The 17,271-nt window shown below is 35.5% G+C and carries 15 protein-coding genes and 1 pseudogene; 2 read left to right on the top strand and 14 right to left on the bottom strand.

The window, feature by feature from the left end; genetic code table 11:
• Positions 1 to 4: 4 nt before the first annotated feature.
• A complete protein-coding gene (locus TDSAC_RS05090) occupies positions 5 to 859 on the bottom strand; it encodes a metallophosphoesterase family protein (protein ID WP_108309187.1) in 855 nt (284 codons plus the stop codon).
• A gap of 121 nt (positions 860 to 980) precedes the next feature.
• Here TDSAC_RS05090 and TDSAC_RS05095 point away from each other — a divergent pair, with 121 nt between their 5' ends.
• Positions 981 to 2,576, top strand: a complete 1,596-nt coding sequence (locus TDSAC_RS05095; RefSeq protein WP_108310327.1) for a DHA2 family efflux MFS transporter permease subunit — start codon at positions 981 to 983, stop codon at positions 2,574 to 2,576.
• Positions 2,577 to 2,619: 43 nt separating this feature from the next.
• Here the strand turns inward: TDSAC_RS05095 and TDSAC_RS05100 are convergent, their stop codons facing one another.
• From TDSAC_RS05100 to TDSAC_RS09170, 12 genes and pseudogenes are all read right to left on the bottom strand, one after another.
• A complete protein-coding gene (locus TDSAC_RS05100; protein WP_108309188.1) occupies positions 2,620 to 3,786 on the bottom strand; it encodes a nitrogenase component 1 in 1,167 nt (388 codons plus the stop codon).
• 8 nt (positions 3,787 to 3,794) lie between these two features.
• A complete protein-coding gene (locus TDSAC_RS05105) occupies positions 3,795 to 5,087 on the bottom strand; it encodes a nitrogenase component 1 (protein WP_108309189.1) in 1,293 nt (430 codons plus the stop codon).
• Complete coding sequence (locus tag TDSAC_RS05110) at positions 5,081 to 5,836, bottom strand: nucleotide-binding protein (RefSeq protein ID WP_108309190.1); 756 nt, start codon at positions 5,834 to 5,836, stop codon at positions 5,081 to 5,083. Before TDSAC_RS05110 ends, TDSAC_RS05105 begins: the two co-directional genes overlap by 7 nt.
• 4 nt (positions 5,837 to 5,840) lie before the next feature.
• On the bottom strand, positions 5,841 to 6,818 hold the full coding sequence (gene hydE, locus TDSAC_RS05115) for a [FeFe] hydrogenase H-cluster radical SAM maturase HydE (RefSeq protein ID WP_234405727.1): 978 nt from the start codon (positions 6,816 to 6,818) through the stop codon (positions 5,841 to 5,843).
• A 20-nt stretch (positions 6,819 to 6,838) separates the two neighbouring features.
• On the bottom strand, positions 6,839 to 8,098 hold the full coding sequence (gene hydF, locus TDSAC_RS05120) for a [FeFe] hydrogenase H-cluster maturation GTPase HydF (RefSeq protein ID WP_108309192.1): 1,260 nt from the start codon (positions 8,096 to 8,098) through the stop codon (positions 6,839 to 6,841).
• A complete protein-coding gene (locus tag TDSAC_RS05125; protein ID WP_108309193.1) occupies positions 8,091 to 9,461 on the bottom strand; it encodes an aspartate ammonia-lyase in 1,371 nt (456 codons plus the stop codon). The genes hydF and TDSAC_RS05125 overlap by 8 nt, the downstream gene beginning before the upstream one ends.
• 81 nt (positions 9,462 to 9,542) lie before the next feature.
• Complete coding sequence (locus TDSAC_RS05130; RefSeq protein ID WP_108309194.1) at positions 9,543 to 10,214, bottom strand: cytochrome b/b6 domain-containing protein; 672 nt, start codon at positions 10,212 to 10,214, stop codon at positions 9,543 to 9,545.
• Positions 10,207 to 10,566 carry an iron hydrogenase small subunit gene (locus TDSAC_RS05135; protein ID WP_108309195.1) on the bottom strand — a complete coding sequence of 120 codons (360 nt, stop codon included), beginning with the start codon at positions 10,564 to 10,566 and terminating at the stop codon, positions 10,207 to 10,209. The genes TDSAC_RS05130 and TDSAC_RS05135 overlap by 8 nt, the downstream gene beginning before the upstream one ends.
• Positions 10,567 to 10,592: 26 nt before the next feature.
• Entirely contained in the window at positions 10,593 to 11,942 is a 1,350-nt protein-coding gene (locus tag TDSAC_RS05140; RefSeq protein ID WP_108309196.1) for a [Fe-Fe] hydrogenase large subunit C-terminal domain-containing protein, read from the bottom strand.
• Between the two features lie 257 nt (positions 11,943 to 12,199).
• Entirely contained in the window at positions 12,200 to 13,972 is a 1,773-nt protein-coding gene (locus tag TDSAC_RS05145; protein WP_108309197.1) for an NADH-dependent [FeFe] hydrogenase, group A6, read from the bottom strand.
• Between the two features lie 18 nt (positions 13,973 to 13,990).
• Positions 13,991 to 14,374 carry an NADH-ubiquinone oxidoreductase-F iron-sulfur binding region domain-containing protein gene (locus TDSAC_RS09165; RefSeq protein ID WP_321165949.1) on the bottom strand — a complete coding sequence of 128 codons (384 nt, stop codon included), beginning with the start codon at positions 14,372 to 14,374 and terminating at the stop codon, positions 13,991 to 13,993.
• A gap of 36 nt (positions 14,375 to 14,410) precedes the next feature.
• Positions 14,411 to 14,818, bottom strand: a pseudogene (locus TDSAC_RS09170) (hydrogenase iron-sulfur subunit); the annotation flags it as partial.
• Positions 14,819 to 16,054: 1,236 nt separating this feature from the next.
• Between TDSAC_RS09170 and TDSAC_RS05165 the strand changes: the two are divergent.
• The gene (locus tag TDSAC_RS05165) at positions 16,055 to 16,867 is read left to right on the top strand and encodes a sulfite exporter TauE/SafE family protein (RefSeq protein WP_108309200.1); all 813 of its coding nucleotides are present in this window, start codon (positions 16,055 to 16,057) and stop codon (positions 16,865 to 16,867) included.
• Positions 16,868 to 16,984: 117 nt separating this feature from the next.
• Here TDSAC_RS05165 and TDSAC_RS05170 read toward each other — a convergent pair whose 3' ends face one another.
• Positions 16,985 to 17,197: a cold-shock protein gene (locus TDSAC_RS05170; protein WP_013756169.1), complete on the bottom strand. Its 213-nt coding sequence runs from the start codon at positions 17,195 to 17,197 to the stop codon at positions 16,985 to 16,987.
• Positions 17,198 to 17,271: the final 74 nt, after the last annotated feature.

The raw sequence follows: 17,271 nt of genomic DNA on the forward strand, positions 1-17,271 counted from the left end.
TTTTTTAAGTTAAAAGCTCATTAATATCAAAAAATTTTCTTAGCTGAAGTTCTTCAACAAAAGTTTCTCCCTTTACGATTTTCACATAAAGTATATTGTATGATGGATCCCCAAAATTCAAGGGAAAAATCTTGCCACCTGCACCACCCGAGATATAGTAATTTATCCCATTAATAACCTTATGATCATAAAGATGGATGTGACCTTGGAATACCGCACTTACTTGATGCTTTGAAATTATTTCTATTGACTTATCATTGCCTTTATAATATGAATGAATCCACCAATCACCATAAGAAGGTGGTTCATGCATAGCTACGAATTGAATTTTACGTTTATCTGAAAGCTCCTTTTCCAAAAAGTTGTGTTGATCTTCTGTTACAATGCCTTCAGAATTATCAATACATACTATTTTTAAGTCTAATTTATCAACGCAGATTGTATAATTTAATGGTCCCATATAATTCTGATATAAGGCTTTGGTAGAATTTCTTACTTCATGATTTCCAATTATTGGAAAAATAGGGATACCACCGAACATATTGCACATATTTAGAAAATCTTTGTATTCGTATTCGTAACCATCATTTGTCATGTCGCCTGTGAAAAGCACAAATAAGGGATCAAAAGATCTTGCAAGTTCAAATGACTTTTTTAAAACTTTATCATTCCTATGGCTATCTCCCATTACTATAAATGTAAAATAATCTTCATTAAAAAATTTTATTTTATTGTTAAGAAGTTCCAAAGACCTCAAGTAAAGGCTATCCTCCTTAGCAAAAAGCTTTGAAGGGAATTCAAATAGAGCAATAGATGTAAATAAACCAAGAGTAAATTTAACAAAATCTCTTCTATTCATAGGATTATTATACTATCTGAAAATTATATTTTGTTTAAAAAAGTTCACTTTGAAATTAAAAACAAAATATTTAACATTAAAACAAAAAATTGGTATAAAATATTTAAAAGAGGTGGTAAAGTTGAGTTTTAGTCAACTAATGATAACCATTGCTGTAATGATTTGTATCTTTATGTCTTCACTTGACATTAGCATTGTAAACGTAGCAATTCCTACAATTAGAGGAGCAATAGGAATATCTATATCAGAAGCTACATGGATTTCCACTTCTTATATGCTTGCAAACGTTATAGTAATGCCTGCTATTAATTTTCTTACATCAATGTTTGGTAAAACCAGGTGTTTTTTTGCGGGGGTTTTGCTTTTTGGAATCGGATCATTTATGTGTGGATTTTCATGGAATCTCGAATCTATTATAATTTTTAGGGCTTTACAAGGAATTGGCGGAGGAGCTTTGATTCCCCTATCTCAAGCAATATTAAGGGAAAACTATCCGCCGCACGAACAGGCAAAGGCAATGAGCTTCTTTGGTATAGGCATAGTACTGGGCCCTGGACTGGGGCCAACTATAGGCGGATGGATAACCGACAACATTAGCTGGAACTGGATTTTCTATATAAATGTACCATTTGTAATTATTGATTTAATCTTGATTTACCTCTTTATATTAAACAAGTCAGAAAAATTTTCAAAAGATATAGATGTAGATTACATTGGATTGATCACAATGGCAATAGGACTTGGAGCACTTCAGATAATGCTCGAAAAGGGTCAGGAATATAACTGGTTTAGTTCACAATTTATAGTAAATCTTGCTATTATTTCACTAGTTTTCTTAACATTGTTTGCAATAAGAGAATTGACCTGTGAAAAACCAGCAGTAAATCTAAAGTTATTGAAAAACTTTGGCTTTTCTAACCCAACAATTATTCAAGGAATATTTGGAATGGGTTTGTTTGCAGGACTATTTTTGATCCCTATTTTATTTCAGGAATCACTAGGATACAGCGCTACTGAAGCGGGGATCGCTATGATACCTAGAAGTATTTCAATGGCAATGTTTATGCCTATTGCAGGAAAACTTTATAACAGAACAGGACCTAAGAAAATGATAATGTTTGCCTCAGCTTTAATTTCAATAAGTTTCTTGCCGCTTAGTTTTATGAACCTTGACACATCAGCATGGGATCTATTTTGGCCTCAATTTTTTCAGGGCATGGCATTTGCATTTATATTTGTCTCATTGAGTACGGTAGCCCTAATGGCTCTCGAGCGAAAAGATATAGTTTCAGGCGCTGGAATTTTTAATCTTGTTAGAGTACTTTGTGGAAGTATAGGCACAGCAGTTTTTGCCACCGAACTTGAAAATTATCAAACTATAAATAAATTTTACCTTACAGAACACGTTATAACAAATAGTCCTTACACCGTTCAGGGTTTTATGACAAATCCAGCAACACTTTTAAATCCTTATACAACTTCACCAGCAATTACAAACTTTTTTGCTGGAATAAACCAAGTACTTTTGATGCAAGGAGCAAGTGCAGCCGATCTTCAAAGCAAAGCTTATACAATGCTCAATAATTTCGTAGACAGACAAGCTCTAATAATGGCATTTAACAACGTATTTTTTTTACTTTGTTTGCTTTTTTGCGTCTCTTTTATTTTAAGCTTATTTATAGTAGAGAGAAAGTCGTCCTGGCATAAAGAAATATAAAACAAGAATAATATAATTCAAAACTGCATTATAAGGCACTATATTAAACAATATAAGACCTAAAATACTTAGCTCCAGCTATCCCTACGTAATCGTAGTCAACATCCCAATAAAAACGGGCACTCATAGCAACATGGGGTAGGGGAATAAATCTCTTTTTTTGATATAACAATCTTTCATAAAGAGGATCAGCAATTATGTAATCGATATCAGATTGATTCATTAAATCGGAAATCCTTGATTCAGAACTGCTAAATTCATCTTCTCCTGAAAACCTGATAAAACTGTTTTGGAGTTCTTTTAGCGTCGATAATAAATTTTTTAAAGGCAGAACTGAAATAATTCTTGATTTAATATTTAGCTCTGCCTCCAAAAAGAACTTAAGACTAAGAGCCATAATTGGTTCTCCAATAATTAAAGCTTTTTTAGAAGATTTAAGATTAAATGTTAAAGAAAAATCTTTACCTTTAATTAATTTAAGATAATACTCCTGCAATTTTTCTCCAATCGGAATACCAACAATATATGGGATTTTAAATGCTTCATACATGTATTGCGCTAATGATAGCCCACTTAAACCTACTACAAGGTTTAAACTGGCTGAACTTGACTTTTTAATATCATCCAAAGGAGAAAATCCCCAGGTGCTTATTACCTTATGGCCACTACTTTCTAATAGAGAAATCAGAGGTTTAAGGTGTTTAAGATGACCAACATCCAAGTGAATAGCTCCTAAGATGTTTACAGAATTTGGTACTTTTGGAAGTGATTTTAGAAAAACCTGAGCTACAGCTAGATTTGCCTTTTCAGCTCCCTCAAGATAGCTTTCTGTCCCTGAAGTTTTAATACAAAGCACAGGTGTATTCAATCTTTTTTGAATAGCCTGAGTTAAACCTCTTAAGTCTACTCCAATAATAGCTGAAACTGGTGTACCACAAAGAGCAACAAAGTTCCTGTTCAAATCTTGAGCTACGTTTACAATTCTTTCTACAAACTCAGGATCTTTCCCCAAAATAACATCCATCTCAAGAAGTCCAGCTCCAACTATGGTAGTTTTGCCTCGGTACCACCTGGGTTCATCTTCAATATTTATATGCCAGGCGCCACCTGCAGGACCATAAACGACAATTATTCCACCAAGCTCATAAAGAGCACTACTAGCACCAAAATACCCAGATGGAAGTGGTAAAAGATTGTGCAAAAAGTTCATATACCCTCCTAAATCAAAAGATTGTGCTTATAAATCCAGTCATAGTTACTGATGGGTTTGGAGACATTTCGTATAATTTCTTCAAAAAGCCATAGCGCAGCTTCGAAACCAAATACCTGATTTTGGTAACGTGAAAGCGGAATATTAACAGCTCTGGAACAATAAACGCCAGCATCTACCCCAAAAGCAAGATCAATGCCGTCAAAAGCATTAGACTCTTCGTTCAAGTACGGATGAGCAACATTATAAACATAAGTCTCAGGACTGTTTTCTGAAAGCCATTTAATATATTTCCACTCATAGGCTTTTGGAACATTTCTGACAAATATAGCCTCTATCCTGGCACCAAACTGTACTAAAGCACAGGCTAATTCAAAAGGGCTACCAAGAATACTACAACCAACAGCTACTCGTTTATCCTTTAAAATGTCTAATTGAAGTCGCTCGTTGGTAATATCTTTAAATGATAAATAATTAAGTTTCCGCTGCAATATTCTTTCAAGACTTTGATATTGAAGCTCAATTTCTTTTATCCCATAACTCACAGGACAAAAAATATAAGGGATACCCCATTCCGTTTCAATTTTTTTGGCCAGAATATTACCAAGCGGGTGTATCACAATATTTAAACTGGCATTTGCCATCTCTTTTAAATCAATAATATTCTTACAGGTAGGAATTTGATAAATTTGTTCAAAACCGATTTCTTTTAATAAATTGTAAAGTTCACTCTTCTCTGATAATGGCAAGAAAGTACCAAGAATATTGATAACCTTTTTATCCTCTTTCGTTCTTTTGTCCTTTAAAAATTCAAATAAAGCAGTATATGCAATCTCAAAGGGTGAAGGTTTAAGACCAATAGTTAAAGGAGCCATTACCAGATAAATAACCTCTATACCTAGTTCCTCTTTGATTTCTCGCATAACTTCTTTATAGTCAGTACCCAAAATGTGATCGCAACATGTACCTGCCAAAATTAGGATTTGAGGCGATTCCTTTAAGGCAACTTCTTTTAAAGCTAATTTTACTCGGTCAAAGTGCCTACCCATAATAATATCTATTTCTTCTAGTGGTAACATATAAAAACGTTTAAAAAAACCCCTCGCATGAGCCATAAATGCCGAGTGTCTTAAACAGGCCAACGGTCCTATCATCAAACAGACACTATCCGGCAAAAGTAAGGTAGTCTCCACAACTCCCCATCCAGAAAGATTAGGCCCTACTGCTTCCAGAGGGGCAAAAGGGAAGTCGTTTTTAGCCTTAAAATCAATAATCTTTGTCCGAGTCTTTTCTATCAGCATAGGTCTTTCTCCACTATATACCTGGCTAGCTGAATAAAGGTTTGACTTATTGGAAGATCGGGATCAAGTTCAATTGTAGTCTTCCCTTCAGATTCGGCTTTATTGATATTTTCATCTCTAGGAATGATGCCTAAAATTCTGGTATTCATTTCTTTAGCAAAAGTCTCTACCCTTTCTATTTCATCAGAGATATTTTTTCTATTTAAAATCAAGCCTCCAAGGCGGGCATAGTTGCGTGCAGTAAAGTTTCTAATGGCCTGAATTATATTTCTGGCTGAATATAATGCTAGCTTCTCTCCAGAAGTAACAATAAGTACTGTTTCAGCATAACCTTCCCACATGGGCACAGCAAATCCACCACATACGACATCACCTAAGACATCATAGAAAATCACATCAGGTTTATACGTTTCATAAGCGTTCAAATCGTTTAAAAGCTCAAGCGCAGTAACGATACCCCGACCAGCACATCCCTGTCCTGGCGTAGGCCCTCCAATTTCAAAACAAACTGTATTTTTAAAACCAATTTTTGTTATTTCATCTATAGTATTAGGAATACCATTTTCTTCTATAAACCTGAGTATAGATTTAGGGGGGTTACCTCCCAAGAGGTTCATTGTAGAATCTGCTTTAGGATCACAACCTATTTGCATAACCTTCTTTCCCATCAAAGCAATAGCAGCAGATAGGTTTGATGTTATTGTAGACTTTCCAATCCCACCTTTACCGTATATTGCTATTTTTTTCATAGATTTATAAATCTCCTTTCAACTTTAACGAATGTCCTTTATCCTTTGATATCTGGAGTTCTGCCTTTTTTATAACTGATTCTGCCTCTTCTATATCAACATAACGCTTTGCCGGTGCACATTGAAATTCGAACTCAACCTTTTCCTCCCTACTTTTTGGAAACGGATTACAATTAGGCATTAAGACATTGCATCCACCCAGCAAGAAACAAAGAAGTTGACCGTTTTCAGGTTTAAGTGTTGCCACAGTGTTTGCTGCTGCTATGTGTGTATTTTTGGTAACGATACGTGTCAGTGCAAAAACTCTCAGCATAAGATCAAAGCTCCCCGCAGGATAACTTTTTAGTGGCGTTTGAGGATGTGGGATAAAGGGCCCAATATTAATCATATCAGGTTGAAAGTCCTGAAAGAAGATAATATCATCAGCCAGATCGTCGATGGTTTGAAATGGTAATCCTACGATATTCCCAGCTCCTACTTGAAAACCTATCTTCCTTAAAAACTCCAAGGCATTTAACCTGTCTTTAAGCTTTTTGCCTGGTCGCATCCTTTCGTAAAGCTTTTCATTCATCGTTTCATGTTTCATTAGATACCTATCAGCGCCAGCATCTCTAAAAGCTCTGTAATCATCATAATCTCTTTCTCCAAGGCTAAGAGTAATAGCTACATCGTGTTTTTCTTTAATCCTTTTAATAATGTTACACACTTTTTCTCTTGTATAAAAAGGATCCTCTCCAGATTGTAAAACTACAGTTTTTATACCCTTTTGGGCGATCTCACAACCTAGACAAACTATTGTATCTTCATCCATACGGAATCGTTCCATTTCTTTGTTACTCTTTCTTAACCCACAATAAAGATCATCACATATACAATAATTAGAAAAGTGAACAACACCCCTTATATGAGCTCTATTGCCACAGTACTTTTTTCTAACTTTTACTGCTTCTGTGAATATATCATTACTGTTTTGTACTAACAATTCGATAACTTCTTCTCTGTTTATAATGTTTTCAACCTCTTTCTTTCATTTTTAAACGCCATCAGTGCAGCAGGAAATGGATCAAGAGTTCTTTTTAAAACCCCCTGCAGAAAAGATATAGCTATACCATAATTTGTTATTGGAACTTTAGCCTCTCTTGCTATCTGTATTCGTGAAAGCATCTCTCTTCTATTGAGGACACATCCTGCGCAATGAATAACTAGCTTATAACTTGAAAGGTTATCAGGGTAATCTCTCCCAGAATAAACATCTATTTGTAAATCTCCTCCTACATATTGTCTAAGCCACCTCGGAATTTTCACACGACCAATATCATCTTCTATTGGATGATGGGTGCATGCTTCAGCTACCAAAATCTTATCCCCAGGTTGAAGTGCATCAATATAGGCTGCTCCCTTCGCCTGCTCTATTAGATCCCCTTTGTAGCGGGAAAAGAGTATCGAAAACGTCGTAGCCTTCACATCCTCTGGTGTATCAGCAACCATCTTTAAAACAACCTGAGAATCACAAATAACTATATCAGGTTTTTTGTTTAACGTTGATATGGCATGGGATAACTCCCTCTCTTTTACAATTAAAGCCATTGCATCGTTATCAAGCGTATCCCTTATCGTTTGGACCTGTGGAAGTATAAGTCTTCCCTTTGGTGCCTCAAGATCAATGGGTACAACCAATATGGCTAAGCCTCCAGGTGATAGCAAATCGCCTATCAAAGTAGGTGGCTGCAAGAAATCAACCGGGCAAACATCTATGATCTGTTTTTTTAGCGCACTTATATATGAATCCTTGTTTATCCTATCTACACTTGAAACAGAAATTATATGCTCATTAAAAATCGATTTAAGACTATTAACAAAATTAATGGATGGTTTCATCAAATCAATTTTATTGATTATTGCTACTATTGGAATATTCCTTTTTTTAACTTCCTCTAAAACGTGTTCTTCGTAATCAGTCCACTCGTTTGGTTCTAATAAAAGAAGAACAATATCTGCTCTATTTAAGACATTATATGTTTTCTCAATTCTCAAAGTTCCTAAAACAGATCTGTCATCAAGACCCGCAGTATCCAAAAAAATAACTGGCCCTATTGGCAAAAGTTCCATAGCTTTTTGAACAACATCCGTTGTTGTGCCCGGAACAGGAGAGGTAATAGCGAGGTCTTGCCCTATAACCATGTTTAGAAATGAAGACTTTCCAACATTTGTCCTTCCAAAAAGCGCAATATGTAAACGATTTCCACTCGGTGTCTTATTCATCCCTATACCCTAACGATGTCAGGTTGTAAGGTGAAAGCATTCTATCAACCACTTCCTTCCCTTGCTTTTCATTCAGAAAAGCTCTAAAATCAGTTTTTCCTTTTTTGAGAAATTCCTTTATCAAATTCTCGGCTTCTTTATAGCCTATAACTGGTAGAAGAGCTGTAACAATTGTCAGACTTTTATCTATATACTCTTTACATTTTTCTTCATTAGCCTTTATTTCTAAAACGTGTTCGCAGAGATTGATATCTAAATTTGTAAGGATTTCAAGCGATTCAAGTATGGCAAATGCAAGCAATGGGATAAACTCACATATCTGAAGCGTTGACCTACTTACAGTTTCAGTTATTAAAAAATCATTTGCCATTACCTTTAGTCCTACTTGCATAGCTGCTTCACAAAGCACAGGATTTACCTTTCCTGGCATAATAGAAGAACCAGTTTGAACGGCTGAAAGTTCTATCTCGCCTAATAAGTTTAAAAGTCTCAAGTCATTAAATATCTTAACTATGTTTGATGCATGTGCCTTTAAGATACCCGACACCTCAACAAAAGGATCTGCATTTGCAGTTTCGGCCGGCACATTTTCACCTCTTGAAAGTCCAAGTCCCGTTATTTCTCTAAGTTTTTCGATAACAAGAAAAATGTAATTTTTCGGAGCAGTAAGACCAGTGCCAACAGCCGTACCTCCCAAATTCGTTACTCTTAAACGCTCTTCGCATTTAAAAGTTCTCCATCTATCTCTTGAAATAGCTTCCGCAAAAGCTCCAAATTCAGCCCCCAAAGTTATTGGAACTGCTTCTTGAAGTTCTGTCCGTCCGATCTTTACTATACCCGCAAATGCCTTTTCTTTTTTTTGGAATGCACCTTGAAGTTTTGCAACAGCATTGCTTAATTCACGTAATTTAAAAATGGAAGCAACTTTAACTGCTGTGGGATAAACGTCATTTGTCGATTGATGAAGATTAACATCGTGTATTGGATGTACAACATTATAGTCACCTTTCTTGCTCCCAAGAATTTCAATAGCCCTGTTAGCGATAACTTCGTTAATATTCATGTTTGTAGATGTTCCCGCTCCCCCCTGAAGTGCATCAAGCGGGAATTGATCATCGAATCTTCCTTCGCATATCTCGTCGCAAGCAATCTCAATAGCCTTAGCCTTGTTCTCATCCAGAAAGCCAAGTTCATGATTTGCCATACAACAGGCCTTCTTAACCATTGAGAGTGCTCGTATTAAAGCTTTTGGAACCTTATAATTGCTAAATCTAAAATTTCTCCTTGCTCTTTCGGTATGAAGGCCCCAATAAACATTATCCGAAATATCAATTTTACCTAAAAGATCGCTTTCAATACGCATATAATTTCCTTTCAAAAAATGAAGGGCTTAATAAGCCCAAACAGCATGGGCTTAATAAGCCCAAAAACCTCAGTTCAAATTTTACGTTGTTTTCTCTACTTTTTCTAATTCTTTTTCAACCCACTTTGGATTATGGTGCTTTAAAACTTTTAAAGGCATATCTCCTTCACCCCATTTCCACATAGCTTTAAAATCTTCAAAGTTGATTATCGAAAGCGGGAGATGAATAAATATAACCAACAAGGTTACAACGACCCCTAGCCATACATGCCACGTAAAAAGTAAGCTCGTAAAATCCCTTGGCATAGCTTCCCTATAGAGATAGAGTAACCACCCAGATAAACCTTCAAATACAATTGAGAACACAAACAGGATATATGCAAGCTTTTGACCTGCGTTGTACTTTCCAACAGGAGCAGTTTCCTCAGGTCCAAATGGAATACCAAACTTCCTTGGATAACCACCAAGATTTTTGAACCATCTAAAGTCATCCATATCCCATCTGAAAAGCTCATCTAGCATAAGATAAAACCTATCTGGGTTTATGAAAACAAATGCAAGGAAATTGAATGTAAAAATTACAGCAGCAATAACATGAATATCCATAAGGAAGCCACCCGCCGCCGTTGTTTTATCTACCAGATGGAAATAAACAAGGCTACCCGTTATTATAAGGATAAACCATGTAACAGCATTGGTATTGTGAAATACCTTTTCTGAAATTGGAAAACGAAGTGCTCTTTCATCATCCAACGTTATGCCCTCCTCTTAGAATAAGATTTGTCCTGCTATAGTAATCTGTATGAAGAAGTTCTTCTGCAATCTTGCTTAATGGATGTTCCGCAAACTCACTATAAAACATCTTTACAGCAGGATTTTGATCTGATACAGCAAGACCTTTTTCCTGTAGTCTTGCATCATCTTTATACAATCCAGCCTGTCTCATTTTCATATAATTATTTCTATTTTCGAATACGTCAGTTATTTTATAACCCGCTATAGCTATAGCAGCAATTATTATTCCAGTTACTTTTAAAAACCCTCTTCTACTTATAATAGCAGCAACTGGTTTTTCCCGGTAATCATAAGGAATTTTTTCACTCATACTTTCCTCCTATCAAACATTTTTTCTTAAACCTTAAGGCGTAGGGGTAATAATGGGTCAATCCACGATGTTCCCATTGGTTGAACAGGTTGCCCACCGCCATTAATACATCCACCAGGACAATTCATCACCTCTATAATATCGTACGGCGACTGTCCACTAAGAACATCCTTAACAACTTTATCAAGATGGTTTTTTATACCGTTTACAGTTGCTGTTCTCACTGTAATAGTTTTTCCATCCTTAAGCGGAAGAGTAATAGTAGCTTCTTTAACTCCATACTTTGTATAACCTCTAACTGCATATATGTCCCAACTTGGAGGATTTTTCCCTGAAACCACCTGGTATGCATATCTCAACGCCGCTTCCATAACACCGCCGCTATTTCCAAATATCGTTGCACCACCCGTATACATTTCTGTTATCTTCTCCTCCGCCTCTTCAGGCATCTCAAGCGGGTTTATACCTTTTCTTCTAAATACTTCAGCAAGATCTCTTGTTGTAAGAACAGCATCTATATCAGGAAACTTCGGCGTATTATCAGGTATAATCTTTTTCTCCCTTAAAAACTTCCATGCAGCATGAAATTCAGGCCTGCTTGCTTCAAAAATTTTTGCAGTACAAGGCATTATACCTACCGTATAAACCTTCACCGGATCAACTTTCCAGATGTTTAATGCTGCCCATGTCTTTGCCGAAGGACCAGCCATAAGCATAGGAGATCTTGCACCCGATATATGTGGTAAAAGGGCAGCATAGTTAATCTCTGCATATCTTACCCATGCAGGACAGCAGGATGTAAAGTGTGGAAAGGGATGTTTTCCAAATTCTTCCAATTCTTTACTTCTTTCACCCAACACCCAATAACGGATTTTCCCTACTATTTCACCACCTTCTTCCAAAATCGTCTGGTCAGCCGCAAGATTATTTTCGTAAACCTTAAAACCTGCCTTCTTCATTGCACTATGAAGTTTTTTAACTGTGAGTGTTCCTGGAGGTGCACCAAATTCTTCAGCAATAGCAACTCTTACAGCCGGTGCAGGTATTCCCACAACTACCACTTTAGGATCATTTAACTTTCCCATTACTTCATCAACAAAACTCATTTGTTCAATAGCTCCGAATGGACAATTGATAAGACACTGACCACATGCAATGCACTTATCCAAGTCGATCTTGTGTGCAACCCCAATTTCACCCATCATAGCATCAGCTGGACAATTCTCTCTACATGTGTCACATCCAACACATTTATCCTGGTTCACACGTATAATTCCTCTTAATTCCCCTGGGTTATATGTACCCTGAGGCTCTGATCCGCTCACTCTGGCATCAGGTGGCGGTAGAAAAGTTCCCACTTTCATTACATTTCCCATATAATTACACCCCTTATTAAAGTCTTCAAGAATTCATAACTATACTCAATCTAAATCTCTTAGCTATCCTTCTTTATGAATATTCGGGTAAACACCATTTAAAACACCTATATAGATAGTTAAACATCCTTTCTAGCAATGAATAACCACCTTTCCTAAATAGAACCTCCACTGGTTCAATCCTCATTTAATTATTTATAATTTTTAAACCCCACGCTTATTAGAAATCTTTAGCCTACTTTCTCTAACCTCTTGTTCTAGTTATTTTTGCCTCTCGGAATGTAATGAGTATGGAGCAATTGATGAGACTTATGCCCAAGAGGTTCTCCCAGGAATTCTTTATAAATCGCTTGAATTTCAGGATTTTCATGGCTCTTTCTAATAGGTAATTTTTTATCTCTTTCATAAATCCCATTTATACGAAGTTCTCTCTCTTCAACAGTCGTTGGAATTGGTTGACCTCCTCCACCAATACATCCACCTGGACATGCCATTATTTCTATAAAGTGATAGTCTTTAAGTTCCCCAGCCCTTACTTTATCCATAAGCTGCCTTGCTAAACCAAGAGAATGAGCAACGAGAACTTTTACTGTAATTCCATTCATATTTACAGAAGCTTCTTTAATTCCTTTCATTCCTCTTATATCTTCAAAATCAAGTTTTGGAAGAGTTTTACCCGTAACAACTTCATAAGCTGTTCTTAATGCTGCTTCCATAACTCCACCTGTCGCTCCAAAAATCTGGGCAGCACCCGTTCCTTCACCCATAATAGGATCATATTTCTCATCTGGAAGATTTGCAAAATCTATCCCTGCTTCACGAATCATTCTTATAAGCTCTCTTGAGGTAAGAACAACGTCTACGTCTCTTGAGATCCCGGGGTTATTCCAATATTTCGCTGCAGAATTCATTTCCGGACGGGCTGCTTCGTATTTCTTTGCTGTACATGGCATAACAGAAACAACAAAAATATTTTCTGGATTTATTTTCTTTTTTTCAGCATAAAAGGTTTTTGCAATTGGCCCAAACATCTGCTGGGGAGACTTACAAGAAGAGATGTGAGGAAGTAGATCAGGATAAAACTCTTCTGCAAATTTTATCCATCCAGGTGAGCAGGATGTGGTTTGTGGCAGAACTCCATTATTTTTTATTCTATGAATAAGTTCATACCCTTCTTCCATAATTGTTAGGTCTGCAGCCCAGTTTGTATCAAAAACTGCATCAAACCCAAGCCGCCTAAGTGCTGCTACCATTTTTCCAGTAATGTCTGTTCCAACAGGCAGCCCAAAAGCCTCTCCTATTGTTACATGAGTAGAAGGTGCTGTCTGAGCAACTACATGTTTACTTGGATCGGCAATTGCTTCCCACACTTTCCATGTGTCATCTCTTTCAACTATGGCACCAGTAGGACACACTAGGGCACATTGACCACAGTTAACGCACTGAGTTTCAATAAGTGGTATGCCACCTTTTGGCCTTACAACAGCATCAAAACCATTTCCATAAAGCTCCAGAGCATCAACTGTTTGTAAAACCTTACAAGCAGTTATACATCTTTGACAGAGTATACATTTATTTGGATTTCTTATTATTGACGGAGATGAATCGTCAATAGGCAATGATTTCATTTCACCCTGAGGTCTTATCGCCCTTACATTAAGTTCAGCACACAGACTTTGCAGTTCACAAATTCCATTTTTAGGACATGTTGTACAGTCGAGATGATGGTCGCTTAACAACATTTCAAGGTTAAGTTTTCTTGCTGCAAGTACTTTGGGAGTATTTGTTTTTATAACCATTCCATTTTCTGCAGGAGTATTGCAGGAAGACACAAAATCTGGTTTCCCGTCTACTTCTACAACACACACACGACAAGAACCTATATCATGTTTAATACCTTTAAGACCTACATCTTTGAGATAACAAAGTGTTGGAATTTTAACATTTGCTTTCTTAGCAGCCTCTAAAATTGTAGTCCCTTCCGGAACTGTTACCTCTCGCCCATCAATTATTACCCTTATATCTGACATCTTTTAACCTCCATAAAATTATCTGAGCATTACTACTTGCTGCCAACCCATATTGGCTGGAATACTACAGGCACAGCTTCCTTTTATGCGTGATTCTATATCGTCGTTACAAAATTCAAGAGTATATCTAACTAACTTTCCAGCCATTTTCCCCAAATCACATCTGCTTGAAGTCTCAATATCTGTGGCTAAATTTTTAAGGAATGATATCTCTGAATCTGAAATTGAACCATCAAAAACTTTTTGGACTATTTCTTGCATTCTTTTTGTACCAATCCTGCAAGGAGTACATTCGCCACATGAATTTTTCTGAGTATAATCAAGGAAAAACTGAACCATATCGACCATACATCGATCTTTTTCCCAAAAAAGCTTTCCTGCTGAACCAACTGCAGCAATCATTTTTGTCAGATCTCGCCAATCGAAATTTGAAGGCGCTTTTAAGGAAAGAGGACCAAGCTGTTTGATGTGTTCAACAAAATCCTTTGCAACGCGAGAAAATTTTAGCCCCTCGGCACCCGAAATCCATTCAAGCCTTATTCTTTCTTTTGGAATTCCTATAACCTCTAGGAATCTTGTTAGTAGATTAAATCTTCTGTGAGCATAATAATTTCCTGTACGATAGTGACAATCCCCCGGATGGCACCCTGAAACTAGAACCCCATCAGCACCGGATAAAAAAGCTTCTACAACGAATTCAGGTTCAACTCTTCCGGAGCACGGTACTCGAATAGCATACACATTGGGAGGATAGTCATATCTTAACGAACCTGCCAGATCGCATCCCGCATAGCTACACCAATTACATAAAAAAGCAATGATTTTAGGCTCAAAGCTTTCCTCCATAGCAAAACCTCCTCAGTATTTTGTGTTTGGCTTTCTTAGCTTGACGCCAGCCTTCTGTGGCTCAATACTTTTGTGTGTTTGGCTTTCTTAGCTTGACGCCAGCCTTCTGACGGGCAGTTTTGCGTGAGGTTTTTTAAATAAAAAGGCTTCAGCCTTTTAACTTTCTTAATAAGTTTTTATAAAGTATATATAAACCTTTTATTTTTGTCAATATTTCGAATTGCTTCATCAAAAATCTAAATGAAATACAATCGTTGCCTCAAATAAAAAATCTAAATGAAAATAAAAAGTCTCTTAGAATAGTAGTTACTATAACTCTGTAAGCCGTTCACCGATCCTACCTTGCGTTTTTTCTATAAAACAGACATTGCAAATATTTTTATCTTTACCCAATTTGTTTGATTCAAACACTAATCTTTGTCTGCATACCTGACAATCACCTTTTGCTCTCCTACTCTCGGATTTAACTAAGCATATATCAGTTTCTTTTTTTACTCCAATCTGCTTTTAAAAAATTTTCTTTAGCATTTTCAAAAAGATAAGATAGATTCATAAGTTCTCTTGAAGCCTTAGTAAGAAAGATAGTAGGATATTCATATTCTAAGAGATTTTTAATCGTATCATCTGTTTCTCTTGCTTTATCCCTATACCATTGGATTTGCTGAAGCTTATATCCTTAAGTTATAACATATGTTTTTTTATTAAATGCCTCCTTTCCAATATTTCAGAAAATGAAAAAAGCCTAAATTTCCTTTTTTCGAATTTGAACCCCTCATCATGTAATTTTTTTGCATCTATATAATCTAATAAATTATAAATTAAACCCTGGACCAGAGAATTATATCCTGAGCGAAGTTTTATCGCACTATCAAAAATAAACTCTAACTTTATCCTCACCACAATCCCCTTAATTTTTTTTTACTATCAAATCATATTAATGCGAATACGTAAAATTAAAATTAGAACTGACTTGTTAGATTAAAGCTATTTTATCTCATTAAATTTAAACTAAAAAAGCAACTCTAGTAATCCTTTTTATATAAGATTAAGTCAATCATTAAATTTTACTTATAAAAACCACATTAGCACAAAATAAGTTTTTTATTTTATTTATAGTATCCCTAATTTATATAAATTTTATTTCTTATCAAAAAACCACCTAAAGTATTAAAATATTAAATATGTATAATATTATGTAAACAAATAAACAAACAAGGAGTTAGGTGAGTTCAAGATATGTATATTCCATTTATAATATTTAATAGTATTATTGTTTTTTTCTTATCTATGATAGTTGCAATTATAGGCAATATCGTAGGTATTGGAGGCGGCGTCATGTTGCTACCCTTTTTTATTTTTTATCTGCACTTAAATTCTGTAGTTGCTAGCGGATTAAGCCTTTTTACAATTGTAATAAGCACTATTGGTGGCACGTTTGCTTTCATAAAACAAAAAACAATTAATTATAAATTGTTTATAACAATAGTTAGTTTAATAGTTCCTGGTGTAATAATAGGTTCTATTGCTAATAAATTTGTAAATACACATGAATTCAGGGAAATTTTGCCTCTTTGGATAATAGCAATAGGAACTTTCTCTTTAATTACTGCCAAACAACAAACATTAAAAAATACGAAAGAATTCGAAAATGCCTCAGTAAAGCACAGGAGGCTTACAAGAATAGTATCCTTGATCTCGGGTTTTGTTTCAGGTTTTTTTGGCGTTGGTATAGGTGGAATAATGGGAACTTATTTAGTGGCAGTAGAAAAAATTTCTGCAAGAATAGCCTTCTCAACAATGATTATGGTAATGACAATCACATCATTATTTGGCTTTTTTGTTCATTTTGAAAGTGCAGGATTAAATTTGTCATTGTGGATTACATATTTAATTCCTTTAACTCTGGGCGCAATTTTAGGTTCACAAATAGGCGCATATATTTCCAAAGCTTCAAATGTAAAAGCTCTTAGACTCTATCAGGGTTACATAATACTGTTTTTAGGGATTTCTTTACTCATAGTTAACATATTAAATTTTATAAAAATTTGATTTCTTAGATAAGAATTAAAAACTTACATCCATAGTATATTAAAGAGCATTTAATATATTATATTTAACAAAAACCCACTATTAGAAAGTTAATAGTGGGTTTAATTTTAAGAAATATTACAGAGCTTTGACGTTTACTGCTCTTAACTTTTTTGAGTTTTTAGGATCTTTTTCTATATCGAAAGTAACCTGCTGACCTTCGTTAAGAGATTTAAATCCATCAGAAACTATTGCAGAAAAGTGAACAAATACATCTTCTCCTCCATTTGCATTAGAGATAAAACCATATCCCTTTTCTGCGTTGAACCACTTCACCGTACCCTTATTCATCTTGACCTCCTAAGAAATAATACATCTTTATAAAACTAAAAACCCACATATTTTTGTAGCCATAATGCAAAAAA

The organism is Thermodesulfobium acidiphilum (assembly GCF_003057965.1).
In the GTDB taxonomy this organism is placed as follows: Bacteria; Thermodesulfobiota; Thermodesulfobiia; order Thermodesulfobiales; family Thermodesulfobiaceae; genus Thermodesulfobium; species Thermodesulfobium acidiphilum.